Origin of the sequence: Pseudomonas sp. D3 (genome assembly GCF_029320995.1) — a bacterium.
In the GTDB taxonomy this organism is placed as follows: Bacteria; Pseudomonadota; Gammaproteobacteria; order Pseudomonadales; family Pseudomonadaceae; genus Aquipseudomonas; species Aquipseudomonas paraveronii.
Genome location: NZ_CP119772.1, coordinates 5,899,867 through 5,923,684, shown reverse-complemented (window position 1 = coordinate 5,923,684; position 23,818 = coordinate 5,899,867). Strand labels below are relative to the sequence as shown.

The 23,818-nt window shown below is 60.1% G+C and carries 23 protein-coding genes, 2 tRNA genes and 1 rRNA gene; 17 read left to right on the top strand and 9 right to left on the bottom strand.

Annotated elements, in window-relative coordinates; translation table 11 throughout:
- The first annotated feature begins 108 nt into the window (after positions 1–108).
- The 10 genes from P3S72_RS27525 (at position 109) to P3S72_RS27480 (ending at position 9,968) form a co-directional block, all read left to right on the top strand.
- On the top strand, positions 109–1,356 hold the full coding sequence (locus P3S72_RS27525) for an ABC transporter permease (RefSeq protein ID WP_276195126.1): 1,248 nt from the start codon (positions 109–111) through the stop codon (positions 1,354–1,356).
- A gap of 12 nt (positions 1,357–1,368) precedes the next feature.
- On the top strand, positions 1,369–2,193 hold the full coding sequence (locus tag P3S72_RS27520; protein WP_024077705.1) for an ABC transporter permease: 825 nt from the start codon (positions 1,369–1,371) through the stop codon (positions 2,191–2,193).
- A 122-nt stretch (positions 2,194–2,315) separates the two neighbouring features.
- On the top strand, positions 2,316–3,464 hold the full coding sequence (locus tag P3S72_RS27515) for an iron-containing alcohol dehydrogenase (RefSeq protein ID WP_276195125.1): 1,149 nt from the start codon (positions 2,316–2,318) through the stop codon (positions 3,462–3,464).
- 84 nt (positions 3,465–3,548) lie between these two features.
- Complete coding sequence (rpe, locus tag P3S72_RS27510) at positions 3,549–4,223, top strand: ribulose-phosphate 3-epimerase (RefSeq protein ID WP_276195124.1); 675 nt, start codon at positions 3,549–3,551, stop codon at positions 4,221–4,223.
- Entirely contained in the window at positions 4,220–5,038 is an 819-nt protein-coding gene (locus P3S72_RS27505) for a phosphoglycolate phosphatase (protein ID WP_276195123.1), read from the top strand. Before rpe ends, P3S72_RS27505 begins: the two co-directional genes overlap by 4 nt.
- A 70-nt stretch (positions 5,039–5,108) precedes the next feature.
- Complete coding sequence (gene trpE, locus P3S72_RS27500) at positions 5,109–6,590, top strand: anthranilate synthase component I (protein WP_276195122.1); 1,482 nt, start codon at positions 5,109–5,111, stop codon at positions 6,588–6,590.
- A gap of 20 nt (positions 6,591–6,610) precedes the next feature.
- On the top strand, positions 6,611–7,204 hold the full coding sequence (locus tag P3S72_RS27495; protein WP_247401720.1) for an aminodeoxychorismate/anthranilate synthase component II: 594 nt from the start codon (positions 6,611–6,613) through the stop codon (positions 7,202–7,204).
- Between the two features lie 9 nt (positions 7,205–7,213).
- The gene (trpD, locus tag P3S72_RS27490; RefSeq protein WP_247401722.1) at positions 7,214–8,263 is read left to right on the top strand and encodes an anthranilate phosphoribosyltransferase; all 1,050 of its coding nucleotides are present in this window, start codon (positions 7,214–7,216) and stop codon (positions 8,261–8,263) included.
- Positions 8,260–9,096, top strand: a complete 837-nt coding sequence (gene trpC, locus P3S72_RS27485; RefSeq protein WP_276195121.1) for an indole-3-glycerol phosphate synthase TrpC — start codon at positions 8,260–8,262, stop codon at positions 9,094–9,096. Before trpD ends, trpC begins: the two co-directional genes overlap by 4 nt.
- A 176-nt stretch (positions 9,097–9,272) precedes the next feature.
- Entirely contained in the window at positions 9,273–9,968 is a 696-nt protein-coding gene (locus P3S72_RS27480; protein ID WP_276195120.1) for a lipoate--protein ligase family protein, read from the top strand.
- Here the strand turns inward: P3S72_RS27480 and crp are convergent.
- Entirely contained in the window at positions 9,965–10,609 is a 645-nt protein-coding gene (gene crp, locus P3S72_RS27475) for a cAMP-activated global transcriptional regulator CRP (RefSeq protein WP_247406562.1), read from the bottom strand. The genes P3S72_RS27480 and crp overlap by 4 nt on opposite strands.
- Before the next feature lie 248 nt (positions 10,610–10,857).
- Between crp and P3S72_RS27470 the strand changes: the two genes are divergently transcribed.
- On the top strand, positions 10,858–11,280 hold the full coding sequence (locus P3S72_RS27470) for an OsmC family protein (RefSeq protein ID WP_005792019.1): 423 nt from the start codon (positions 10,858–10,860) through the stop codon (positions 11,278–11,280).
- Between the two features lie 57 nt (positions 11,281–11,337).
- On the opposite strand, the gene coq7 is transcribed toward P3S72_RS27470, so the two are convergent.
- The 6 genes from coq7 to hemJ all read right to left on the bottom strand — a co-directional run bounded on the left by coq7 (position 11,338) and on the right by hemJ (position 15,777).
- On the bottom strand, positions 11,338–11,985 hold the full coding sequence (coq7, locus tag P3S72_RS27465; protein ID WP_276195119.1) for a 2-polyprenyl-3-methyl-6-methoxy-1,4-benzoquinone monooxygenase: 648 nt from the start codon (positions 11,983–11,985) through the stop codon (positions 11,338–11,340).
- A 117-nt stretch (positions 11,986–12,102) separates the two neighbouring features.
- A complete protein-coding gene (locus P3S72_RS27460; protein WP_010568016.1) occupies positions 12,103–12,441 on the bottom strand; it encodes a histidine triad nucleotide-binding protein in 339 nt (112 codons plus the stop codon).
- A gap of 46 nt (positions 12,442–12,487) precedes the next feature.
- On the bottom strand, positions 12,488–13,276 hold the full coding sequence (locus P3S72_RS27455) for an SDR family oxidoreductase (RefSeq protein ID WP_276195118.1): 789 nt from the start codon (positions 13,274–13,276) through the stop codon (positions 12,488–12,490).
- A gap of 63 nt (positions 13,277–13,339) precedes the next feature.
- A complete protein-coding gene (locus tag P3S72_RS27450) occupies positions 13,340–14,290 on the bottom strand; it encodes a DUF805 domain-containing protein (protein ID WP_276195117.1) in 951 nt (316 codons plus the stop codon).
- Between the two features lie 71 nt (positions 14,291–14,361).
- Entirely contained in the window at positions 14,362–15,324 is a 963-nt protein-coding gene (locus P3S72_RS27445) for a nitronate monooxygenase family protein (protein ID WP_276195116.1), read from the bottom strand.
- Positions 15,325–15,348: 24 nt separating this feature from the next.
- Positions 15,349–15,777 carry a protoporphyrinogen oxidase HemJ gene (gene hemJ, locus P3S72_RS27440; protein ID WP_276195115.1) on the bottom strand — a complete coding sequence of 143 codons (429 nt, stop codon included), beginning with the start codon at positions 15,775–15,777 and terminating at the stop codon, positions 15,349–15,351.
- A gap of 136 nt (positions 15,778–15,913) precedes the next feature.
- Between hemJ and argC the strand changes: the two genes are divergently transcribed.
- Positions 15,914–16,948 (top strand): N-acetyl-gamma-glutamyl-phosphate reductase, encoded by a 1,035-nt coding sequence (gene argC / locus P3S72_RS27435; protein WP_247405766.1) that lies wholly within the window; start codon positions 15,914–15,916, stop codon positions 16,946–16,948.
- Between the two features lie 153 nt (positions 16,949–17,101).
- Positions 17,102–17,452, top strand: coding sequence for an iron-sulfur cluster insertion protein ErpA (gene erpA / locus P3S72_RS27430; protein ID WP_007906865.1), 351 nt, complete (start codon positions 17,102–17,104; stop codon positions 17,450–17,452).
- Between the two features lie 79 nt (positions 17,453–17,531).
- Here erpA and P3S72_RS27425 read toward each other — a convergent pair whose 3' ends face one another.
- Together P3S72_RS27425 and P3S72_RS27420 are read right to left on the bottom strand one after the other, a co-directional pair.
- Entirely contained in the window at positions 17,532–18,623 is a 1,092-nt protein-coding gene (locus P3S72_RS27425) for an anhydro-N-acetylmuramic acid kinase (protein WP_276195114.1), read from the bottom strand.
- Positions 18,624–18,626: 3 nt separating this feature from the next.
- Entirely contained in the window at positions 18,627–20,045 is a 1,419-nt protein-coding gene (locus tag P3S72_RS27420; RefSeq protein WP_247405759.1) for a peptidoglycan DD-metalloendopeptidase family protein, read from the bottom strand.
- 209 nt (positions 20,046–20,254) lie between these two features.
- On the opposite strand from P3S72_RS27420, the gene tyrS reads away from it, so the two are divergent.
- The 4 genes from tyrS (at position 20,255) to P3S72_RS27400 (ending at position 23,805) form a co-directional block, all read left to right on the top strand.
- A complete protein-coding gene (gene tyrS / locus P3S72_RS27415; RefSeq protein ID WP_276195113.1) occupies positions 20,255–21,454 on the top strand; it encodes a tyrosine--tRNA ligase in 1,200 nt (399 codons plus the stop codon).
- A gap of 552 nt (positions 21,455–22,006) precedes the next feature.
- Positions 22,007–23,543 (top strand): 16S ribosomal RNA (locus P3S72_RS27410).
- Between the two features lie 82 nt (positions 23,544–23,625).
- Positions 23,626–23,702, top strand: a tRNA-Ile gene (locus tag P3S72_RS27405).
- Between the two features lie 27 nt (positions 23,703–23,729).
- Positions 23,730–23,805: transfer RNA gene (locus tag P3S72_RS27400), tRNA-Ala, on the top strand.
- The last annotated feature ends 13 nt before the right edge of the window (positions 23,806–23,818 follow it).

The following is a 23,818-nucleotide window of genomic DNA, read 5'->3' as shown; positions in this document are numbered from 1 at the left end:
GTTGGTATATGTACTGACTGACATTCCGCTATCGGGAGCAAGCCCCCTCCCACAGGGGATCTGCTGCGTTTGGCAGAGTGCATTCATTTTCAAGTTTCGGAGTTAGCCATGGCCATCGCCGTTCCCTCGACCGAGGTCAACAGCCCCACCCTCAAGCAGCGCCTGGCGCGTGCCGAGCGGCTTAATCGCTGGAAGGCCCAGGCCTTGATTGCGCCACTGGTGCTGTTTTTGCTGCTGGTGTTCCTGGTGCCGATCGTTGCGCTGCTGTACAAAAGTGTCGGTAACCCGGAAGTCGTGGGTGGCTTGCCGCGCACGGTGGTGGCGGTGAAGACCTGGGACGGTCGCGGCTTGCCTGGCGAGCCGGTGTACCAGGCGCTCAGCGAAGACCTCGGTGAAGCGCGCAAAAACCAGACCCTCGGCGATCTGTCGAAACGCTTGAACATGGAACTGGCCGGCTATCGTAGCCTGCTGACCAAAACCGCCCGTGCGCTGCCGTTTACCGCAGCGCCGGCCTCTTATAAAGAAGCGCTGGAAACCCTCGATGAACGCTGGGGCGACCCGGCGTACTGGCAGGCGATCCGACGCAATACCAGCAGCCTGACGCCGTACTACCTGCTGGCGGCCGTCGATCACCGCATCGACGACCTCGGCGAAGTGGCCCCGGCCACGCCGGACCAGGCGATCTACCTGGACATCTTCGCCCGCACCTTCTGGATGGGCCTGGTGATCACCTTTGTTTGTCTGCTGTTGGCCTATCCGCTGGCCTACCTGCTGGCCAACCTGCCTGCACGGCAAAGCAACCTGTTGATGATTCTGGTCCTGCTGCCGTTCTGGACGTCGATCCTGGTGCGCGTGGCGGCTTGGATCGTGCTGCTGCAGTCCGGCGGCCTGATCAACAGCGCGCTGATGGGCATGGGCCTGATCGATAAGCCGTTGGAACTGGTGTTCAACCGCACCGGGGTCTACATCTCCATGGTGCATATCCTGCTGCCGTTCATGATTCTGCCGATCTACAGCGTGATGAAAGGCATCTCGCCGACCTACATGCGCGCCGCGATTTCCCTGGGCTGTCACCCATTCGCCAGCTTCTGGCGTGTGTACTTCCCGCAAACCTACGCCGGTGTGGGCGCAGGCTGCCTGCTGGTGTTCATCCTGGCGATTGGTTACTACATTACCCCGGCCTTGCTGGGCAGCCCGAACGACCAGATGGTCAGCTACTTCGTGGCCTTCTACACCAACACCAGTATCAACTGGGGCATGGCGACGGCGTTGGGCGGCTTGCTGCTGCTGGCCACCGTGGTGCTGTACCTGATCTACAACCGGCTGGTGGGCGCCAGCCGCCTGCGCCTGAGCTAAGGAGACCTTGCGATGCTGAGCCCTTATATGTCGCCCGTGGAACGGGTGTGGTTCTACAGCTTGCGGATACTCTGCGGCTTGATCCTGCTGTTCCTGATTCTGCCCGTGCTGGTGATCATCCCGCTGTCGTTCAACAGCGGCAGTTTCCTGGTGTACCCGCTGCAAGGCTTCTCGCTGCACTGGTACCAGGATTTCTTCGCCTCGGCCGAATGGATGCGTGCGCTGAAGAACAGCATCATCGTCGCCCCGGCGGCCACCGTGCTGGCGATGGTGTTCGGCACGTTGGCGGCGATCGGCCTGACCCGCGGGCATTTCCCCGGCAAGGCGCTGGTGATGGCCCTGGTGATCTCGCCGATGGTGGTGCCGGTGGTGATCATCGGCGTGGCCAGTTACCTGTTCTTCGCGCCGCTGGGGCTGGGTAACAGTTTCTTCTCGCTGATCGTGGTCCACGCCGTGTTGGGCGTGCCGTTTGTGATCATCACGGTGTCCGCGACCTTACAGGGGTTTAACCATAACCTGGTGCGGGCGGCGGCCAGCTTGGGGGCATCGCCGTTGACCGCGTTTCGCCGGGTGACCTTGCCGCTGATTGCGCCGGGGGTGATTTCCGGCGCGTTGTTCGCGTTTGCCACCTCGTTCGACGAAGTGGTGGTGACGCTGTTCCTCGCCGGCCCCGAGCAAGCTACCCTGCCGCGCCAGATGTTCAGCGGTATCCGCGAAAACCTCAGCCCGACGATTGCGGCAGCGGCGACTTTGCTGATTGCCTTTTCGGTGTTGTTGCTGCTGACCCTGGAATGGCTGCGCGGCCGTAGCGAAAAACTGCGTACCGCCCAGGTCTAAATGTGGGAGGGAGCTTGCTCCCTCCCACATGGGTTCTGTGACCATTCAGCTGTTGAATGGAATACAACCGATCTCCTTCAGCTACTCTTGTGCCAGCCCACAATCAACAAGAGGCCGCGCACATGAGTACTTCCTCATTCAAGATCGCCCATAAACTGCTGACTGGCGCCGGTGCCATCGAACAACTGGCCGCCGAGCTGACGCGGCTGGATGTCGACAACCCGCTGATCGTCACCGACGCCGCGCTGGTCAAGTCAGGCACTGTTGCGCTGGCGCTGGCGCATTTGGGCGGGCGCGCCTACGAGATCTTTGACCGGGTGCTGCCCGACCCGGAAATCGCCATTGTCGAAGATTGCATGCGCGCCTACCGCGAAGGCGGGCACGACGGCCTGATCGGCTTGGGCGGCGGCAGTGCAATCGATATCGCCAAAAGCGTGGCGGCCTATGCCGGTTATCACGGCGCCCTGGCGGATCTGTTCGGCGTCGACCAGGTACCGCGCAAGGGCCCGCCGTTGATCGCCATTCCCACGACGGCCGGCACCGGCTCGGAAGTGACCAACGTCGCGATCCTCTCCGACAAGGTCGCACAACTGAAAAAGGGCATTGTCAGTGACTTCCTGCTGCCGGACGTCGCACTCATCAGCCCGCAGATGACCCTGACCTGCCCGCGCAGCGTCACCGCCGCCAGTGGCGTGGATGCGCTGGTGCATGCCATCGAGTCCTACCTGTCGCTGAATGCCTCACCGATTACCGATGCCTTGGCCATCGGCGCGATCAAGCTGATTACCAAGGCGTTGCCCAAGGCTTACGCCAACCCGGCCAACCTGCAGGCTCGCGACGACATGGCCACCGCCAGCCTGATGGCCGGGATGGCGTTCGGTAACGCTGGGGTCGGGGCGGTGCATGCGTTGGCCTACCCGCTGGGCGGGCGCTTCAATATCGCCCATGGCGTGAGCAACGCGCTGTTGCTGCCGTATGTCATGCACTGGAACAAGCTGGCCTGTGTCGAGCGCATGCAGGACATTGCCCAAGCAATGGGCGTGAATGTCGCCGGCCTGAGCGTCAACGCTGCCGCCGACCAGGCGGTCGAGGCGATGACGCGGTTGTGTGCCGACGTGGAGATCCCTTCGGGCCTGCGCAGTTTCGGCATCCCCGAAGACGCCCTCGCGGGCATGGCCACGGAAGCGGCGGGTATCGAGCGCCTGATGCGCAACAATCCGCGCCGGCTCAGCGTCGCCGATATCGAGAAAATCTACCGGGCAGCGTACTAGCCGTTGAGTTAGGTCACGGTGCGCAGGGCAAAGCATGAGGTATACAATGCGCGCCATCGTGATTTAGCTCAAAAAAGGTGCGTCATGCAGCCCTTCGTTATCGCTCCATCGATTCTCTCCGCCGACTTCGCCCGCCTCGGCGAGGAAGTGGACAAGGTGTTGGCCGCCGGTGCCGACTTCGTCCACTTCGACGTCATGGACAACCACTACGTTCCCAACCTGACTATCGGCCCGATGGTTTGCGCGGCGTTGCGCAAGTACGGCGTCACCGCGCCGATCGACGCGCACCTGATGGTCAGCCCGGTGGACCGCATCGTCGGTGACTTCATTGACGCGGGTGCGACTTACATCACCTTCCACCCGGAAGCCTCGCTGCACGTCGACCGTACCCTGCAACTGATCCGCGAAGGCGGCTGCAAGGCGGGCCTGGTGTTCAACCCGGCCACCCCGCTGGACGTGCTCAAGTACGTGATGGACAAGGTCGACATGGTGTTGCTGATGAGCGTCAACCCAGGTTTCGGCGGGCAGAAGTTCATCCCCGGCACCCTCGACAAGCTGCGCGAAGCCCGCGCGCTGATCGATGCCTCGGGGCGTGACATCCGCCTGGAAATCGACGGTGGGGTCAACGTCAACAACATCCGCGAAATCGCTGCGGCCGGCGCCGACACCTTTGTGGCCGGCTCGGCGATCTTCAATGCGCCTGACTACCAGGAAGTCATCGCCAAGATGCGTGCAGAACTGGCGCTGGCGCGTCCATGAGTGGCTTTGAGCGGCTGTTCCCCGGCAAACTGCCACGGTTGGTGATGTTCGATCTGGACGGTACGTTGATCGATTCGGTGCCGGACCTGGCAGCGGCGGTGGACGAGATGCTGCTCAAGCTGGGGCGCAAGCCGGTCGGCATCGAGTCGGTGCGCGAATGGGTCGGCAACGGCGCGCAGAAGCTGGTGCGCCGGGCGCTGGCCAACCACATCGATGCCGAGGGTGTCGATGATGTCGAGGCCGAGCACGCCCTGGAATTGTTCAATGCGGCCTATGAAGACCACCACGAACTGACCGTGGTGTACCCCGGCGTGCGCGACACCCTCAAATGGCTGAGCAAGCAGGGCGTGGAAATGGCCCTGATCACCAACAAGCCGGAGCGCTTCGTCGCGCCGCTGTTGGACCAGATGAAAATCGGCCGTTACTTCCGCTGGATCATCGGTGGCGATACGTTGCCGCAGAAGAAGCCCGACCCGGCGGCGCTGTTCTTTGTGATGAAAATGGCCAATATCCCGGCGTCCGAGTCGTTGTTTATCGGCGACTCGCGCAGCGATGTGCTCGCGGCCAAAGCGGCGGGCGTGCAGTGCGTCGCCTTGAGTTACGGCTATAACCACGGTCGGCCGATCGCCGAAGAGTCGCCCTCGCTGGTGATTGATGACCTGCGCCGGCTAATCCCCGGTTGCTTGGGAGCTGGCGCTGAGATAACGTTGCCAGACACCGATCCGTCCCCCTCTGGAAGTGCCATCGTGGTAGTCACTCGCAAACTCTGGATGAAAGTCATCAAGGCCCTGGCCCGCTGGCGTTGGCGCGCCTGACTGATCCTCGCCGCGCGTTGCGGCACGTTTGCATACCTGACCGTTAGACCCTCATGCCACGAGGCACCTCATGATCCGCGAAGAATTCCTGCGTTTGGCCGCTGCCGGCTATAACCGTATCCCCCTGGCCTGCGAAACCCTGGCCGACTTCGATACGCCGCTGTCGATCTACCTGAAGCTGGCCGACGAGCCCAACTCGTACTTGCTCGAATCGGTACAGGGCGGCGAGAAGTGGGGCCGTTACTCGATCATCGGCCTGCCGTGCCGCACTGTCATGCGGGTGTACGACCATCACGTCAGCATCACCCATGACGGCGTCGAGATCGAAAGCCATGACGTCGAAGACCCGCTGGCCTTCGTCGAAACCTTCAAGGCGCGCTACAACGTGCCGACCATCCCTGGGTTGCCGCGTTTCAACGGCGGCCTGGTCGGGTATTTCGGCTACGACTGCGTGCGTTATGTGGAAAAGCGCCTGGGCAAATGCCCGAACCCCGATCCGCTGGGCGTTCCGGATATTCTGCTGATGGTCTCCGACGCCGTGGTGGTGTTCGACAACCTCGCCGGCAAGATGCACGCGATCGTGCTCGCCGACCCATCCCAGGCCGACGCTTTCGAGGAAGGCCTGGCGAGCCTCGAAGCCCTGCTGGAAAAACTGCGCCAGCCGATCACCCCGCGTCGCGGTCTGGACCTGCGCCGTCCGCCTGCGGCCGACCCGGTGTTCCGCTCCAGCTTTACCCAGGATGACTACGAGCGGGCGGTCGATACCATCAAGGAATACATCCTGGCTGGCGACTGTATGCAGGTGGTGCCGTCGCAACGCATGTCCATCGACTTCAAGGCCGCGCCGATCGATCTGTACCGCGCGCTGCGTTGCTTCAACCCGACGCCGTACATGTACTTCTTCAACTTCGGCGACTTCCACGTCGTCGGCAGTTCGCCGGAAGTGCTGGTGCGCGTCGAGGACAACCTGATCACCGTGCGCCCGATCGCCGGCACCCGCCCGCGTGGCGCGACCGAGGAAGCGGACCTGGCGCTGGAAGAAGACCTGCTCAGCGACGACAAGGAAATCGCCGAGCACCTCATGCTGATCGACCTGGGCCGTAATGACACCGGGCGCGTCTCGGAAATCGGCTCGGTGAAGTTGACGGAGAAGATGGTCATCGAGCGCTATTCCAACGTGATGCACATCGTCTCCAACGTCACCGGCGAGTTGAAGGCCGGCCTGACCGCGATGGACGCGTTGCGGGCGATTCTGCCGGCGGGCACCTTGTCGGGCGCGCCGAAGATTCGGGCGATGGAGATCATCGACGAGCTGGAGCCGGTCAAGCGCGGTGTTTACGGCGGCGCCGTAGGGTATTTCGCCTGGAACGGCAACATGGACACCGCCATTGCGATTCGCACGGCGGTGATCAAGGACGGGGAGCTGCATGTGCAGGCCGGTGGCGGGATCGTCGCCGACTCGGTGCCGGCCCTCGAATGGGAAGAAACCCTGAACAAGCGCCGCGCCATGTTCCGCGCAGTGGCGTTGGCTGAACAGACCCCCCAGGGCTAAGAATTCTTGAGGTTTCCCCCATGTTGCTGATGATTGATAACTACGACTCCTTTACCTACAACGTTGTGCAGTACCTGGGCGAACTCGGTGCCGAGGTCAAGGTGGTGCGCAACGACGAACTGACCGTCGCCGAAATCGCCGCACTGAACCCGGAGCGCATCGTGGTTTCGCCTGGCCCGTGTACGCCGACCGAAGCGGGCGTGTCCCTTGAAGCCATCAAATATTTCGCCGGCAAGCTGCCGATCCTCGGCGTTTGCCTGGGCCACCAGTCTATCGGCCAGGCGTTTGGCGGTGAGGTGGTGCGGGCGCGCCAAGTGATGCATGGCAAGACCAGCCCGGTGTTCCATAACAACCTCGGCGTGTTCGAGGGCCTCAAGCTGCCGGTCACCGTGACGCGCTACCACTCGCTGGTGGTCAAGCGCGAAACCCTGCCCGACTGCCTGGAACTGACCGCCTGGACTCAGTTGGACGACGGCTCGGTCGACGAGATCATGGGCCTGCGCCACAAGACACTGAATATCGAAGGGGTACAGTTTCACCCCGAGTCGATCCTGACCGAGCAGGGCTACGAGCTGTTCGCCAACTTTCTCAAGCAGAGCGGCGGCACGCGCTAAGGACTTTTCATGGATATCAAGACTGCCCTGAGCCGTATCGTCGGCCATCTGGACCTGAGCACCGCGGAAATGAGCGATGTGATGCGTGAGATCATGACCGGTCAATGCACCGACGCGCAGATCGGCGCGTTCATGATGGCGATGCGCATGAAGAGCGAGAGCATCGACGAAATCGTCGGCGCCGTGTCGGTGATGCGTGAGCTGGCAGACAAGGTCGAGCTCAAAACCCTCGACGGTGTGGTCGATGTGGTCGGCACTGGCGGCGACGGTGCGAATATTTTCAACGTGTCCACGGCGGCGTCCTTCGTGGTCGCGGCGGCCGGTTGCACCGTGGCCAAGCACGGCAACCGAGCGGTTTCCGGCAAAAGCGGCAGCGCGGATCTGCTCGAAGCGGCCGGGATCTACCTGAACCTGACACCCGTCCAAGTGGCGCGCTGCATCGACAACGTGGGCATCGGCTTCATGTTTGCCCAGTCCCACCACGGCGCGATGAAGCATGCTGCCGGCCCGCGCAAGGATCTCGGCCTGCGTACCCTGTTCAATATGCTCGGCCCGCTTACGAATCCGGCCGGTGTGAAGCATCAGGTGGTGGGCGTGTTCAGCCTGGCCCTGTGCCGGCCGTTGGCAGAAGTGTTGCAGCGCATGGGCAGCAAGCATGTGCTGGTGGTGCATTCGAAAGACGGCCTGGACGAATTCAGCCTGGCGGCGCCGACCTTTGTGGCGGAGCTGAAGAATGATCAGATCACCGAATATTGGGTCGAGCCTGAAGACCTCGGCATGAAGAGCCAGAGCCTGCACGGCCTAGCGGTGGAAAGCCCGGCGGCCTCCCTGGCGCTGATTCAGGACGCCTTGGGGCGTCGCAAGACCGAAAACGGCCAGAAAGCCGCAGAAATGATCGTGCTCAATGCCGGTGCTGCGCTCTATGCCGCCGATCACGCCTATAGTCTTAAAGAAGGCGTGGCCCTCGCGCATGACGCGTTGCACACCGGCCTTGCACGCGAGAAGCTCGAAGAACTGGGTGCCTTTACTGCGGTGTTCAAGATGGAGAATGAAGGATGAGTGTGCCGACCGTTCTAGAAAAGATCCTGGCCCGCAAAGCCGAAGAAATCGCTGAACGCCGTGCCCGCGTGAGCCTGGCCGAGCTGGAAAGCCAGGCGAAAATCGCCGATGCGCCGCGTGGCTTCGCCAAGGCCTTGATCGCCCAGGCCAAGCTCAAGCAGCCGGCCGTCATCGCTGAAATCAAGAAGGCCTCGCCGAGCAAAGGCGTGATCCGCGAAAACTTCGCACCGGCGGAAATCGCCGTCAGCTATGAGAAAGGCGGGGCGACTTGCCTCTCCGTGCTGACCGACGTCGACTATTTCCAGGGCTCCGATCTGTTCCTGCAACAGGCCCGCGCGGCGTGCAAATTGCCGGTGATCCGCAAGGACTTCATGATCGATCCATACCAGATCGTTGAAGCCCGCGCCCTGGGCGCCGACTGCGTGCTGCTGATCGTCTCTGCGCTGGATGACGTGAAGATGGCCGAGCTGGCGGCCGTGGCCAAAAGCGTTGGCCTGGATGTGCTGGTGGAAGTTCACGACGGCGATGAACTGGAACGTGCGCTGAAAACCCTCGACACGCCGCTGGTGGGGGTCAACAACCGTAACCTGCACACCTTCGAAGTCAGCCTGGAAAATACCCTCGACCTGCTGCCGCGTATCCCGCGCGACCGTCTGGTGATTACCGAAAGCGGCATCGTCAACCGCGCCGACGTGGAGCTGATGGAAATCAGCGACGTGTATTCGTTCCTGGTGGGCGAGACCTTTATGCGCGCTGAGAACCCGGGCGCCGAACTGCAACGCCTGTTCTTCCCGGAGCGCGGTGTGGCGGTCAGCGGTTCGACCCTGGATTGATCAAACCACGGTCAGTATTTGAAGTGCGGTCAACATGTGGGAGGGGGCTTGCTCCCGATAGCGGTGTATCAGTTGATAGATGTACTGACTGACACTCCGCCATCGGGAGCAAGTCGAACCGTCGCACCGCCCCTCCCACATTGGGTTTTGTGTTTATTCAGCGAGGTAGGTGTTCGATGATCCAGCCAGTGTCGATGACCGTCGAAGCCGGGCTTGCTGCGGAGCAGGCCTTACTGGCGCAAGTGTGCGCGGGTGAGCGGGCGTTTGGCTTGCTGTTCTGGCAACCCAGCGACCAGGCATTGGTGATGCCGCGTCGTTTGAGCCGCTTGCCGGCGTTCGAGCTGGCTAGCCAGGTGTCGGCGCAGGCCGGTTGGCCGGTGCTGTTGCGCGAAACCGGCGGCGAGCCGGTGCCGCAGTCGAGCGCCACGGTGAATATCGCTTTGGTCTACGCACCGCCGCGCAGTGAAGGCGATCAGGCGCGCATCGAAACCGGCTACCTGCGTTTGTGCCAGCCGATCTGCGACCTGCTGCTCGAATTGGGCGGCGATGCCTCCGTCGGCGAGATCGATGGGGCGTTTTGCGACGGTCGCTACAACGTCAACCTTAATGGCCGCAAAATGGTCGGCACCGCCCAGCGCTGGCGCCAAAGTGGTGGCCGTCCGGTGGGGTTGGTACACGGAGCCTTGTTGCTGGACAACGACCGCGAAGAACTGATTGCTGCGGTCAATCGTTTCAATCAAGCCTGCGGCCTGGAACAGCGCGTTCGCGCCGACAGCCATATCGCCCTGCACGAAGCCTTCCCCGCGCCGGACGCGATCAGCCGGCTGGATACTTTGTACCGGCAGATGCTGGCCGGCTTCCTGCCGGGTTAGCGGGTGCCGAACACGACCATCGTCTTGCCTTTGACGTTTACCAGGTTGCGCTCTTCCAGATCCTTGAGCACGCGGCCGACCATCTCCCGTGAACAACCGACAATGCGCCCGATCTCCTGGCGCGTGACTTTGATCTGCATGCCATCCGGGTGAGTCATGGCGTCGGGCTGTTTGCACAGCTCCAGCAGGCAACGGGCCACGCGGCCGGTGACATCAAAGAATGCCAGGTCGCCGACTTTGCGTGTGGTGTCCCGCAGGCGCTGGGCAATCTGGCCGCTCAGCGCGTAGAGGATGTCGGGATCGTGCTGAGTCAGTTCACGAAACTTCGCGTAACTGATCTCCGCCACTTCGCTCTCGATTTTGGTCCGCACCCAGGCGCTGCGCTCCTGCTCTTTGCCGGCTTGTTCAAATAACCCCAGCTCCCCGAAGAAATCGCCGGTATTGAGGTAGGCAATGATCATCTCGCGGCCGTCTTCATCCTCGATCAGGATGGTGACCGAGCCCTTGATAATGAAGAACAGTGTTTCGGAGCGTTCGCCTGCGCAGATGATGTTGTGCTTGGCCGGGTACCGACGACTCTGGCAATGCGTCAGCAGTCTGTCGAGATTCTTGATCTTGGGTATGGGAGTAAAAGCAACCATGGTTGTATCCCGAAAAAGACTGCACAGGGTGGTTGGACTTGTTTTTATATAGCCGTATCTACATTGATACACGTCGCACAAAGGATGGCAATGCGCCACTCATTTGGCGCCAGCTTACCAGACACATTGTGACTCTATTAACCAATTTACCGTGGCACCCTGACGATTGATGACGTTGCGCGGAAAAGCTGTCGGCCGCGGGCCCTGTGCTAAGCTGGCGACCCTTTTTTAGCAGTGGAGTCTGGGCGATGAAGGCACGCATCCAATGGGCGGGCGAAGCCATGTTCCTCGGTGAGTCGGGCAGTGGCCATGTCGTTGTCATGGACGGTCCGCCGGAAGCCGGCGGCCGCAACCTGGGCGTTCGCCCGATGGAAATGCTCCTGCTTGGTGTAGGCGGTTGCAGCAATTTCGACGTGGTCAGCATCCTGAAAAAATCCCGTCAGGCCGTGGAAAGCTGCGAAGCCTTCCTCGAAGCCGAGCGTGCGACTGAAGATCCCAAGGTGTTCACCAAGATCCACATGCATTTCGTGGTCAAGGGCCGGGCGCTGAAAGAAGCCCAGGTCAAGCGCGCCATCGAACTGTCGGCCGAGAAGTATTGCTCGGCGTCGATCATGCTTGGCGCGGCGGGTGTCGCGATTACCCATGATTACGAAATCATTGAGTTGGGCTGATACAGGGAGTTTCCGGCAATAAAGACAGGGCGCTTCGATAGCGCCCTTTTTTGCGGCTTAGATGCGGTAGGTGCTTTTGGTCATGACCTTGGCCATCAGGCTCATGCCAAACCTCACCGGCGCTGGGAAGCGGAAACCGCCGGCATCCAGTGCGCTTTCTGCGTGGTGTTCTTCGTCGATGCGCATCTGCTCAAGAATCGCCCGGGACTTTTCGTCTTCGGCCGGTAACTGTTCCAGGTGCTCATCCAGGTGCTTGCACACTTGCCGTTCCGTGGCGGCGACAAAACCCAGGCTGACTTTGTCGCTGATCAAGCCGGCCGCGGCGCCAATCCCAAACGACAGGCCATAGAACAGCGGGTTCAGCACGCTGGGATGGCTGCCCAATTGGCGAATACGTTGCTCGCACCAGGCCAGGTGGTCGATTTCTTCCTCGGCTGCATGCTCCATTGCCGCGCGCACTTGCGGCAGCTTGGCGGTCAACGCCTGGCCCTGGTACAGCGCTTGGGCACAGACTTCACCGGTATGGTTGATACGCATCAGGCCAGCGACGTGGCGGGTGTCGGTCTCGCTCATTTGCGCGTCGGGCTGCACGATGGCGGGCGACGGACGATACGGCTGGCCGCTGAATGGCAACAGCGTGCGCATGGCCGTGTCGGCTTGCAGCAACAGACGGTCAATCGGCGAGTAGTGACGTTGGGTAGTCATGCTGACCTCCGGGAAGAATCTCGGCGGCCAGTTTACCGCAAGAGAGGGCGAAGCGTTTGCGCTGAGTCAAGGGCATGGGGTCGCATGCCGGGGCTGGCGACCCTTGTGTCAGGCGTATCAGCCCGGCGGCCAGTTCATCTGGCGCTGACCCAGCACATGCATATGGATGTGGTAAACGGTCTGTCCACCTTCTTCATTGCAGTTCATCACCACACGGAAGCCTTTCTCGCAGCCCAGTTCCAGCGCCAGGCGCTGGGCGGTGAACAGGATATGTCCGGCCAAGGTTTTGTCGTCCTCGGTCAGGTCGTTCAGGGTGCGGATCGGTTTTTTCGGGATAACCAGAAAATGTACCGGCGCTTGTGGGGCGATATCGTGGAAGGCCAGGACCTGGTCATCTTCATAGATGATCTTCGCGGGTATTTCTCTGTTGATGATTTTGGTGAACAGAGTATCCAAAGCTGTTTCTCCATTGTGAATGTGCAGGGTGAGTGTACTCAGGCCGTCAGCGCGGGCAATAGGCCTTGTTGATCGCGCCGGCGATCTTGCGTGTCAGCCAGCGTGGGCTCAAGCGCGGGCTGAAAGCCAGCCAGCGGTTGCGGCGGCCGGGGATGATGATGGCTTTGTTCTTTTCCAGTGCGCGCACGGTGTAGAGCGCCACTTCTTCCGGGCTCATCAAGTGCGCGCTGCGCTCGAGCTTGGTGGTGTCCATTTGCGCCGTGCCGAAGAACGCCGTGCGCGTCGGGCCGGGGCACAATACCGAGACCTTGATGCCGCAGGTTTTCAATTCTTCGCGCAAGCCTTCGGAGAAGTGCAGTACATAGGCCTTGCTGGCGTAGTAACTGCTCATCCATGGGCCGGGTTGGAATGCGGCGATCGAGGCGACATTCAGGATCTGCCCGCCGCCATGCAGGGCCATGGCATTGCCGAGGGCGTGGCACATACGGGTCAGTGCGAGGATGTTGACTTCGATCAGGTCCTGCTCGGTCATCCAGTCCTGGGCCAGGAACGGCCCGCTGGTGCCCATGCCAGCGCAGTTGATCAGCAAGTCGATCTGTCGCTCGCCTTCCTCAAGTTCCAGCAGGAACCCGGACAAGCGCAGCGGTTCGCCCAGGTCGCAGGCACGGAACAGCACCTCGACGCCGAAGCGTTGCGTCAATTCGATTGCAATGCTTTCCAACTGATCACGCTGGCGGGCCACCAGAATCAAGCTGCGGCCACGCCGGGCCAGCGCTTCGGCCAAGGCCAGGCCGATGCCGCTGGAGGCACCGGTGATCAGAGCGTAACGGGTCATGCCTTTCTCCATCGCAACGCCGCCGGGCCTGTGACAGAGGCATCACAGGCGGCGGGCGTTTCTTCACTGTTCTGGAGAGTCTACAGGTTCGGCCGCGTCGTCAGCACTTTGCACGTCTGCTTCATCGACGATCACGCTTTGATCGACGTCGTCATCCGAGGTGATGGAGCTGCTTTCGTAGCTGCTGTCGACGTTGCTTTCGAGTTGGTCCAGGTAGCCGTTCATCCCCAAAGCCATCACGATGATGAGCATCAACGGAATAAACGCCAGCCACAGGGAGGCCAGGACTTTCACCGCCGTGGAGTTGCGCGGTGGCGGCGCGCCGTACTGGTTGGCGCCTGTGTTACCCGGCAACACCAGCAGCAACAACGGGAAAATGCTGTTCACCAGTGGCACCAGGTTCAGCAGGTACAGCCAGCCCGACCAGCCCAGGTCGTGTAGACGCTGCACGCCGATTTGCACGCTGACCCAGACAATCGCCACGAACAGCGCAAAGCCCAGCAGCGAACCCAGAATGATGCCTGCCGTCGGCGAAGCGGTCGCCACGGCGAAGCCAGCAGTGGCGAGGATGCCCGAGGCGACGAGCATTGCGACGGTGAGGACCAGCGTCCAGGCCAGGTAACGCAGGCGCCCGATGCGGCCATGGATCGTGAAAACCTTGAGCTCGGCATACTCCGGCAAGTCGTCGCCCACTGTCGCGCGCGGTGGTGCATACGGGGAGGCGGCAGGGCGGGCGGAGAACTCTGTCTCGTGGGTTTCGTCGAGGCTGAAGGCCACGGGCTGTTCGGCTTCGATACGTGCGTCGACCCCGGCGTTCTTCAGCGCGGTGAGGTAGGTGTCGGCATCGGGGCGCGACAGGTCGCGCTTGAGGGCAACGGGGCGGCCGGTAAAGAGCTTCTCGATGGCCTCAACGTCGCTTTTGAACAGTTCGGCGAGATTCAGCTTAGCGGTGGTGCTTTCGACACCCGGGAGCAAGGCTCCATCAAACACAATCTTGAAACGGTTGTCGCTCATGCGGGCATCCTTGTCACGTTACAGGGGGAGGTGGGCAGGCCCGCGTCACAGCGGCGGGGCCAGCAAGTGTATCAGCGCGGCCAGCGCAATTGTGCCGCCGTCTCACGGGCTTCGCGGTATTCGGCATCCAGGCGGGCAACGAGTTCATCGACGCCGGGTAAATCATCGATCTCGCCGACGCCCTGGCCGGCGGACCAGACCGTCTTCCAGGCCTTGGCCTCGTCGCTCAACGGCTTGAGCTTGGCGCCGAAATTGACTTCGCCTTTGTCTTGCAGGGCGGCGAGGTCGAATCCGGCGTTTTCCAGGCTCTGGCGCATAAAGCTGGCGGGCACGCCAGAGACTGCGGCAGTGTGCACGATGTCGACGGCGCGCGATGTGAGCAGCATCTCTTTATACGCATCCGGCGCGTGGCTTTCGGTGGTGCCGATAAAGCGGGTGCCGAGATACGCGAGGTCTGCGCCGAGCAACTGGGCGGCAAGGATCTCGTGCCCGTGGTTGAGGCAACCGGCCAGCAGCAGGGTTTTATCGAAGAACTGGCGAATCTCGGCGATCAACGCGAACGGACTCCAGGTGCCGGCATGGCCACCGGCGCCGGCGGCCACCGCGATCAGACCGTCCACCCCGGCTTCGGCGGCTTTCTCGGCGTGACGCCGCGTGGTCACGTCGTGAAAAACCAGGCCGCCATAACTGTGTACGGCGTCGACCAACTCCTTCACCGCACCGAGGCTGGTGATGACGATCGGCACCTTGTGCTCCACGCAGATCGCCAGGTCAGCCTCCAGCCGTGGGTTGCTGTTATGGACGATGAGGTTGACGGCGTAGGGCGCGGGGTTGTCCATCTGCGCCAGGCCCGCTTCGATTTCCTCCAGCCAGGCCTTGAAACCACTGCTTTCGCGCTGGTTCAGCGCCGGGAAGCTCCCGACCACGCCATTGCGGCAGCACGCCAGGACCAGTTGCGGGTTGGAAATCAGGAACATCGGCGCAGCCACGACGGGCAGGCGCAGACGTTGTTCAAGCAAAGCGGGCAGCGACATTGGAGGTACCCCGAGTCATTGAAGTTAGAACGGTTTGACCACGACCAAAATTACGATAGCCAGCAATATCAGAACCGGGACTTCATTGAACCAGCGATAAAAGACATGGCTGCGGGTGTTTTCGCCACGGGCGAAGCGTTTTACCTGCGCGCCGCACATATGGTGGTAACCGATCAGCAGAACGACCAGGGTCAGCTTGACGTGGAGCCACGCGCCCATATGGAAGAGGCTGGGGTTGAGGGCGATCATCCAGATGCCGAAGACCAGCGTGGCAAGCATCGACGGGCCCATGATGCCGCGATACAGCTTGCGCTCCATCACGCTGAAACGCTCCTTACTCACTGTGTCCTCGCTTTGTGCGTGGTAGACGAACAGGCGCGGCAGGTAGAACAGCCCGGCAAACCAGCACACGATGGCGACGATATGAAAGGCTTTGACCCATAGATAGAGCATTTTTAGTTATTCCCAGGTTCACGGTAACCGAAGATAGTAGTGGCTCATGCGTCCTTACGTCACGTTGGCGGTTGTCGCAGAACGATGCGGCCCCTATTATCGACAGCTTTCCAGTGGATTCGTTGAGGGCAGGTTTATGGTCAAGGTCGGTATCGTCGGCGGCACGGGTTACACCGGTGTCGAATTGCTGCGTCTGTTGGCACAGCATCCGCAAGCTGAGGTGGTGGTCATCACTTCCCGATCCGAGGCCGGTCTGGCTGTGGCCGATATGTATCCGAACCTGCGAGGCCATTACGACGGCCTTGCGTTCAGCGTGCCGGACATCAAGACCCTCGGCGCCTGTGACGTGGTGTTCTTTGCCACACCCCATGGCGTTGCCCATGCGCTGGCCGGTGAGCTGCTGGCCGCCGGTACCAAGGTCATCGATCTGTCGGCGGACTTCCGCCTGCAGGACGCCGATGAGTGGGCCAAATGGTACGGCCAACCACACGGTGCGCCGCAGCTGTTGGAAGAGGCGGTGTACGGCCTGCCGGAAGTCAATCGTGAACAGATCAAGCAAGCGCGCCTGATCGCCGTGCCGGGTTGCTATCCGACCGCGACGCAGTTGGGTTTCCTGCCATTGCTCGAAGCTGGGCTGGCGGATACTTCGCGCTTGATCGCGGACTGCAAGTCGGGTGTCAGCGGCGCCGGTCGTGGGGCCGCAGTGGGGTCGCTGTACTCCGAGACGTCGGAAAGCATGAAGGCCTATGCGGTAAAAGGGCACCGCCATCTGCCGGAAATCCGCCAAGGGTTGCGTCGCGCCGCCGGTAAGGACGTGGGGCTGACTTTCGTGCCGCACCTGACCCCGATGATCCGTGGCATTCACTCGACGCTGTACGCGACTGTGGTGGATCGCTCGGTCGATCTGCAGGCGCTGTTTGAAAAGCGCTACGCCAACGAGCCGTTCGTCGACGTGATGCCGGCCGGTAGCCATCCGGAAACCCGCAGCGTGCGCGGCGCCAATGTGTGCCGGATTGCCGTGCATCGTCCTCAGGACGGTGACCTGGTGGTGGTGCTGTCGGTGATCGATAATCTGGTCAAGGGCGCGTCGGGCCAGGCGGTGCAGAACATGAACATCCTGTTCGGCCTGGATGAGAAGCTGGGATTGTCCCACGCGGGCATGCTGCCTTAAGAGCAGTTGTAGGCTTCAAGTTGTAAGCTGCATGCTTGGAGCTGGCGATTTGAAGCTCGCCGCTGTGCCCATAATAGTTGACCGCTTTTCTAGGAGAAGCGGATAATGCCGACCATTACGCATATGGCGGCGGTACGCCGGGAGATTATCAGCATGAGCGTTGAATCCTTCACCCCCACGGCTTTGCAATTCACCCACGGTGCTGCGCACAAGGTGAAGAGCCTGGTCGATGAAGAGGGTAATGATCGCTTGAAGCTGCGCGTATTTGTTACGGGCGGCGGTTGTTCAGGGTTTCAGTACGGTTTTACCTTCGATGAAGAAGTGGCCGATGACGACACCATCGTTGAGCGCGAGGGCGTGAGCCTGGTTGTGGACCCCATGAGTTTCCAATACTTGGCAGGCGCCGAGGTGGATTACCAGGAAGGTCTTGAGGGCTCGCGTTTCGTGATCAAGAACCCTAATGCCACCACTACGTGTGGTTGCGGGTCTTCGTTCTCGATCTGATCGGTAGCGGATACAAAAACGCCGCTTGGCTTTGATCGGCCAAGCGGCGTTTTGCTGTCTGCGGATTATGGGGGGGCAGTCAGGCGGGGTAGATCCCGCCCAGGACTCGCAGCCCGCGCGCGCCGGTGACGCTGGGGCGGTTGGCGGCGATGCCTTCCAGGCAGCAATGGGCCAGCCAGGCGAAGGCCATGGCTTCGACCCAGTCGGGATCTACGCCGCAGGTGGCGGTGCTGCTGACCTGGGTTGATGGCAACAGCGCGGCCAGGCGCTTCATCAGTGTGGCGTTATGGGTGCCGCCGCCGCAGACCAGCAGGGTCTCTGTCTGGGGTTGGGCGGTTTGCAGGGACTCGACGATGGTCAGCGCCGTCAGTTCGAGCAGCGTGGCCTGGATGTCCTGAGGGGCGAATGCGGGCAGGCGCGCCAGGTGCCGTTGCAGCCATTCCATGTTGAACACTTCGCGCCCGGTGCTTTTTGGGCCTTTGGTCGAGAAGAAGGGGTCGCCGAGCAGAGCGTTGAGCAGTCGAGGTTCAACTTTACCGCTGGCAGCCCACAGGCCATCGCGATCGAAGTGTTCACCGCGCTGTTGGTGAATCCAGGCATCCAGCAAGACATTGCCCGGGCCGCAGTCGAAGCCGGCTACGGGCTTGTCGGTCTCGATCAGGCTGAGGTTGCTGAAGCCTCCGACATTCAATACCGCACGATTTCCGCTGCGCTCGTCAAACAGTGCTTCATGAAAAGCTGGCACCAAGGGCGCACCCTGGCCACCCGCGGCAACGTCGCGGCTGCGGAAGTCGCTGACCACAGTGATTCCGGTCAGCTCGGTGAGCAGGGCGGGATTGCCGATCTGTACGGTGAAGCCGCGTGCCGGTTCATGGCGGATCGTCTGCCCATGGCTGCCGATCGCGCGAATGTCCTGGGGCTTGAGGTTGTGCTGGTCCAGCAGGGCATGGATGCCCTGGGCGGCGAGTGCAACCCAGTGCTGCTGGGCAATGGCTGAGCGGGCGATCTCATCCGGGCCGCTGGCGCACAGGCTGAGCAGTTCCCCGCGCAGGCTATCAGGCATGGGGATGTAGTGAGTGGCGATCAGCTTGATCGCCACATCGTGTTCGATCAGGGCGATATCCAGGCCATCGAGGCTGGTCCCTGACATCACGCCTATATAGAGCGGCATACCTTAACGCTTCGCCGAAGCCAGCAGGGTGGAGCGCTCCTGGTCCATACGCGCCATCAGCGGTTGGCTTTGTTGCATGAAACGTGCGCGTTCGGCCTTGGCGATCGGGTCGGCCATCGGCAGCTTCTGGCCCAATGGATCGACGTGTACGCCATTGACCTGGAACTCATAGTGCAAGTGTGGGCCGGTGGACAGGCCGGTGGTGCCGATGTAGCCGATCACCTGGCCCTGCTTCACGTTGCCGCCAGTCTGTACGCCCTTGGCGAACCCTTGCATGTGGCCATACAGCGTGCGGTAGGTATTGCCGTGCTGGATGATCACCGTGTTGCCGTAACCGCCGCGACGTCCGGCCAGCAGCACCTTGCCGTCACCTGCCGCCTTGATGGGCGTACCGCGCGGAGCGGCATAGTCGACGCCTTTGTGGGCGCGGATTTTGTTCAGAATTGGGTGCTTGCGACCCATGGAGAAACGCGAGCTAATGCGGGCGAAATCCACAGGTGTCCGGATAAAGGCCTTGCGCATGCTGTTGCCATCAGCGGTGTAGTAGCTGCTGTTGCCTTGTTTGTTGGTGTAGCGCACGGCGGTGTAGGTCTTGCCGCGGTTGGTAAAGCGCGCGGAGAGGATGTTTCCGGTGCCGACCACTTTACCGTTGGCGACCTTCTGCTCGTAGATCACATCGAATTCGTCACCCTGGCGGATGTCCTGGGCGAAGTCGATGTCGTAGCCAAACACGCTGGCCATGTCCATGGTCATGCTGTGGGACAAGCCAGCACGGGCGGCCGATTGCGACAGCGAGCTGTTGATCACGCCGTGTACATAGGCGGAACGCATCACTGGTTTGGTGGTGATGCGATTGAACGCGAAGCCCTTGGCATCCTTGGTCAGGGTGATGCTTTCCAGGTCGCTGAGGTTGCTGTGCAGGTTGTTCAACTGGCCGTCGGGGGTCAGTTCGAACTCGAGTTTTTGACCGCGCTTGAGCTGGGTGAATTGCTTGGCTTGTTTATCGCTGGCCAAGACCTCATTAACCGTGGCGGCAGGCAGGCCGACCTTCTCGAACAGCGTGGAAAGCGTGTCGCCCTTGCCGACGATCACCTCGCGATGCTGAGGGTTCTTGGCCAGCGCTGGCGCAGGTGCAGGCTGCTGCTGGGCGGTTTTGTCGGTTTCGTCGGGGGCGCTTTCGATCTGGGCAAACGGCGAATCGACAGGTGCATTTGTGGCTTGTTGCGCGTCGGAAGCGTCTTGATCTTGTGTCAGTTGTTCAACTGGACTTTCCAGGTCAAGGCTCAGGGATGTTCGTTTGGCTTCTACGTCACTGGAAGGGAATACCAGGAGTGCCAGGCTCAAAAGGGCGGCGATACCACTTGCAGCGAGCAAGTGGGTCTTTGGGTAAAGCGGCGGCGCTTTAGACGGTTCTGTGGTCATAGGTAATTTTGACTTTGAAGATGAAATGGAAAAGATGAATGACATGATGAAGATGAAATAACTGTATAAAATATAACCAAATCATCTGTGGCGCAAGCTCGCGAGCGTTGGGTTTGCTGAACGGTGTCCGTGCGCAGGGCAAAACTTGTAATTAGTCCCTGATCTTGTATGGTTGGTTCCCTTTTGAATCTGAGCCTTGCGGGTCTGTTATGAAGTCGGTTGAAGAACAGCTAGCGCTGATAAAACGTGGTGCGGAAGAACTGTTGGTCGAGGCGGAGCTGATCGAAAAGCTCAAGCGTGGCCAGCCCCTGCGTATCAAGGCCGGCTTTGACCCGACGGCGCCGGATCTACACCTGGGTCATACCGTGCTTATTAATAAGTTGCGGCAGTTCCAGGACCTGGGGCATCAAGTGATCTTCCTTATAGGGGATTTCACCGGGATGATCGGTGATCCGAGCGGCAAGAGCGCCACGCGTCCGCCGCTGACCCGTGAACAGGTTCTCGATAACGCCGAGACCTACAAGACTCAGGTGTTCAAGATTCTCGATCCGGCCAAGACCGAGGTGGCCTTCAACTCCACCTGGATGGACAAGATGGCGCCGGCGGATTTTATTCGCCTGACATCCCAGTACACCGTAGCGCGCATGCTTGAACGCGATGACTTCGACAAGCGCTATTCCACCAATCAGCCGATCGCGATTCACGAGTTCCTGTACCCGCTGGTCCAGGGGTATGACTCGGTGGCGTTGCGGGCTGACGTTGAGTTGGGTGGCACCGATCAGAAGTTCAACCTTTTGATGGGGCGTGAGCTGCAGCGGGCGTATGGGCAGGAAGCTCAGTGCGTTCTGACCATGCCGTTGCTGGAAGGGTTGGACGGCGTCAAGAAGATGTCCAAGTCCCTGGGTAACTATGTCGGTATCCAGGAAGCGCCGGGCGTGATGTACGGCAAGCTGGTTTCGATTCCGGATGCGCTGATGTGGCGTTACTTCGAGCTGTTGAGCTTCCGCTCGATGGACGAGATCAATGCGCTGCGTGCGGATGTCGAAGCGGGCGCCAACCCTCGTGATGTGAAGATCAAGCTGGCTGAAGAGATTGTTGCGCGTTTCCATGGTGAAGAGGCTGCGGCCAGTGCTCATCGTGCGGCGGGCAACCGGATGAAAGATGGCGAGCTGCCGGATGATCTGCCGGAGATCGAGCTGACTGCTGCAGAGGCGATGCCGATCGCGGCAGTCCTTAATAAGGCGGGCCTGGTGAAGAACTCGGCGGTCGCGCGTGACCTCTTGGGTTCCGGTGGTGTGCGTATAGATGGTGAAGTGGTTGATCGCACCTTTATATACGAACTGGGCGCGACCCATGTTTGTCAGGCTGGGAAGAAGGCATTTGCGCGTATTACGCTCAAATCCGAATAAGTCTGAAATTAACGGTTGACGGCGATTTATATCTGTCTATAATTCGCCCCACTTCCGGCGCAGTCGAAACGGAAAACTCCTTGGTAAACAAAGAGTTATGCGAGATTCGACAGCGGCCTGCTTCAGTTCATCGAAGCCTGGAAGGAGTTGGTAGAGCGGTGTTGTTAGGCTCTATTAACGTTTCGATCTTCTCGGTCGAAAGCGGAGAAAAAGAGGTGTTGACAGCAGCGTGTAACGCTGTAGAATTCGCCTCCCGCTAACGAGAGATCGGAAGCGCAAGTGGTTGAAGTTACAAAGGAAACTTTGAAAACTTCTGAAAATAATCACTTGACAGCAAATGAGGCTGCTGTAGAATGCGCGCCTCGGTTGAGACGAAAGATCTTAACCAACCGCTCTTTAACAACTGAATCAAGCAATTCGTGTGGGTGCTTGTGGAGTCAGACTGATAGTCAACAAGATTATCAGCATCACAAGTTACTCCGCGAGAAATCAAAGATGTAACCAACGATTGCTGAGCCAAGTTTAGGGTTTCTTAAAAACCCAAAGATGTTTGAACTGAAGAGTTTGATCATGGCTCAGATTGAACGCTGGCGGCAGGCCTAACACATGCAAGTCGAGCGGTAGAGAGAAGCTTGCTTCTCTTGAGAGCGGCGGACGGGTGAGTAATGCCTAGGAATCTGCCTGGTAGTGGGGGATAACGTTCGGAAACGGACGCTAATACCGCATACGTCCTACGGGAGAAAGCAGGGGACCTTCGGGCCTTGCGCTATCAGATGAGCCTAGGTCGGATTAGCTAGTTGGTGAGGTAATGGCTCACCAAGGCAACGATCCGTAACTGGTCTGAGAGGATGATCAGTCACACTGGAACTGAGACACGGTCCAGACTCCTACGGGAGGCAGCAGTGGGGAATATTGGACAATGGGCGAAAGCCTGATCCAGCCATGCCGCGTGTGTGAAGAAGGTCTTCGGATTGTAAAGCACTTTAAGTTGGGAGGAAGAGCAGTTACCTAATACGTGATTGTTTTGACGTTACCGACAGAATAAGCACCGGCTAACTCTGTGCCAGCAGCCGCGGTAATACAGAGGGTGCAAGCGTTAATCGGAATTACTGGGCGTAAAGCGCGCGTAGGTGGTTAGTTAAGTTGGATGTGAAATCCCCGGGCTCAACCTGGGAACTGCATTCAAAACTGACTGACTAGAGTATGGTAGAGGGTGGTGGAATTTCCTGTGTAGCGGTGAAATGCGTAGATATAGGAAGGAACACCAGTGGCGAAGGCGACCACCTGGACTGATACTGACACTGAGGTGCGAAAGCGTGGGGAGCAAACAGGATTAGATACCCTGGTAGTCCACGCCGTAAACGATGTCAACTAGCCGTTGGGAGCCTTGAGCTCTTAGTGGCGCAGCTAACGCATTAAGTTGACCGCCTGGGGAGTACGGCCGCAAGGTTAAAACTCAAATGAATTGACGGGGGCCCGCACAAGCGGTGGAGCATGTGGTTTAATTCGAAGCAACGCGAAGAACCTTACCAGGCCTTGACATCCAATGAACTTTCTAGAGATAGATTGGTGCCTTCGGGAACATTGAGACAGGTGCTGCATGGCTGTCGTCAGCTCGTGTCGTGAGATGTTGGGTTAAGTCCCGTAACGAGCGCAACCCTTGTCCTTAGTTACCAGCACGTAATGGTGGGCACTCTAAGGAGACTGCCGGTGACAAACCGGAGGAAGGTGGGGATGACGTCAAGTCATCATGGCCCTTACGGCCTGGGCTACACACGTGCTACAATGGTCGGTACAGAGGGTTGCCAAGCCGCGAGGTGGAGCTAATCCCAGAAAACCGATCGTAGTCCGGATCGCAGTCTGCAACTCGACTGCGTGAAGTCGGAATCGCTAGTAATCGCGAATCAGAATGTCGCGGTGAATACGTTCCCGGGCCTTGTACACACCGCCCGTCACACCATGGGAGTGGGTTGCACCAGAAGTAGCTAGTCTAACCTTCGGGAGGACGGTTACCACGGTGTGATTCATGACTGGGGTGAAGTCGTAACAAGGTAGCCGTAGGGGAACCTGCGGCTGGATCACCTCCTTAATCGACGACATCAGCTGCTCCATAAGTTCCCACACGAATTGCTTGATTCATTGAAGAAGACGATAAGAAGCAGCCCGAAATTGGGTCTGTAGCTCAGTTGGTTAGAGCGCACCCCTGATAAGGGTGAGGTCGGCAGTTCGAATCTGCCCAGACCCACCAATTTTGTGTGGGAACCTGTAGAAATACGGGGCCATAGCTCAGCTGGGAGAGCGCCTGCCTTGCACGCAGGAGGTCAACGGTTCGATCCCGTTTGGCTCCACCACTACTGCTTCTGA

What these genes read in the sequence shown, in the direction of transcription:
- P3S72_RS27515 (WP_276195125.1), top strand. Translation starts at nt 2,316, where the DNA reads ATGAGTACTTCCTCATTCAAGATCGCCCATAAACTGCTGACTGGCGCC.
- P3S72_RS27495 (WP_247401720.1), top strand. Translation starts at nt 6,611, where the DNA reads ATGTTGCTGATGATTGATAACTACGACTCCTTTACCTACAACGTTGTG.
- erpA (WP_007906865.1), top strand. Translation starts at nt 17,102, where the DNA reads ATGAGCGTTGAATCCTTCACCCCCACGGCTTTGCAATTCACCCACGGT.
- P3S72_RS27520 (WP_024077705.1), top strand. Translation starts at nt 1,369, where the DNA reads ATGCTGAGCCCTTATATGTCGCCCGTGGAACGGGTGTGGTTCTACAGC.
- P3S72_RS27470 (WP_005792019.1), top strand. Translation starts at nt 10,858, where the DNA reads ATGAAGGCACGCATCCAATGGGCGGGCGAAGCCATGTTCCTCGGTGAG.
- rpe (WP_276195124.1), top strand. Translation starts at nt 3,549, where the DNA reads ATGCAGCCCTTCGTTATCGCTCCATCGATTCTCTCCGCCGACTTCGCC.
- P3S72_RS27455 (WP_276195118.1), bottom strand. Translation starts at nt 13,276, where the DNA reads ATGACCCGTTACGCTCTGATCACCGGTGCCTCCAGCGGCATCGGCCTG.
- hemJ (WP_276195115.1), bottom strand. Translation starts at nt 15,777, where the DNA reads ATGCTCTATCTATGGGTCAAAGCCTTTCATATCGTCGCCATCGTGTGC.
- P3S72_RS27425 (WP_276195114.1), bottom strand. Translation starts at nt 18,623, where the DNA reads ATGCCGCTCTATATAGGCGTGATGTCAGGGACCAGCCTCGATGGCCTG.
- P3S72_RS27480 (WP_276195120.1), top strand. Translation starts at nt 9,273, where the DNA reads ATGATCCAGCCAGTGTCGATGACCGTCGAAGCCGGGCTTGCTGCGGAG.
- P3S72_RS27420 (WP_247405759.1), bottom strand. Translation starts at nt 20,045, where the DNA reads ATGACCACAGAACCGTCTAAAGCGCCGCCGCTTTACCCAAAGACCCAC.
- coq7 (WP_276195119.1), bottom strand. Translation starts at nt 11,985, where the DNA reads ATGACTACCCAACGTCACTACTCGCCGATTGACCGTCTGTTGCTGCAA.
- trpD (WP_247401722.1), top strand. Translation starts at nt 7,214, where the DNA reads ATGGATATCAAGACTGCCCTGAGCCGTATCGTCGGCCATCTGGACCTG.
- tyrS (WP_276195113.1), top strand. Translation starts at nt 20,255, where the DNA reads ATGAAGTCGGTTGAAGAACAGCTAGCGCTGATAAAACGTGGTGCGGAA.
- P3S72_RS27525 (WP_276195126.1), top strand. Translation starts at nt 109, where the DNA reads ATGGCCATCGCCGTTCCCTCGACCGAGGTCAACAGCCCCACCCTCAAG.
- P3S72_RS27445 (WP_276195116.1), bottom strand. Translation starts at nt 15,324, where the DNA reads ATGTCGCTGCCCGCTTTGCTTGAACAACGTCTGCGCCTGCCCGTCGTG.
- P3S72_RS27505 (WP_276195123.1), top strand. Translation starts at nt 4,220, where the DNA reads ATGAGTGGCTTTGAGCGGCTGTTCCCCGGCAAACTGCCACGGTTGGTG.
- trpC (WP_276195121.1), top strand. Translation starts at nt 8,260, where the DNA reads ATGAGTGTGCCGACCGTTCTAGAAAAGATCCTGGCCCGCAAAGCCGAA.
- crp (WP_247406562.1), bottom strand. Translation starts at nt 10,609, where the DNA reads ATGGTTGCTTTTACTCCCATACCCAAGATCAAGAATCTCGACAGACTG.
- argC (WP_247405766.1), top strand. Translation starts at nt 15,914, where the DNA reads ATGGTCAAGGTCGGTATCGTCGGCGGCACGGGTTACACCGGTGTCGAA.
- trpE (WP_276195122.1), top strand. Translation starts at nt 5,109, where the DNA reads ATGATCCGCGAAGAATTCCTGCGTTTGGCCGCTGCCGGCTATAACCGT.
- P3S72_RS27450 (WP_276195117.1), bottom strand. Translation starts at nt 14,290, where the DNA reads ATGAGCGACAACCGTTTCAAGATTGTGTTTGATGGAGCCTTGCTCCCG.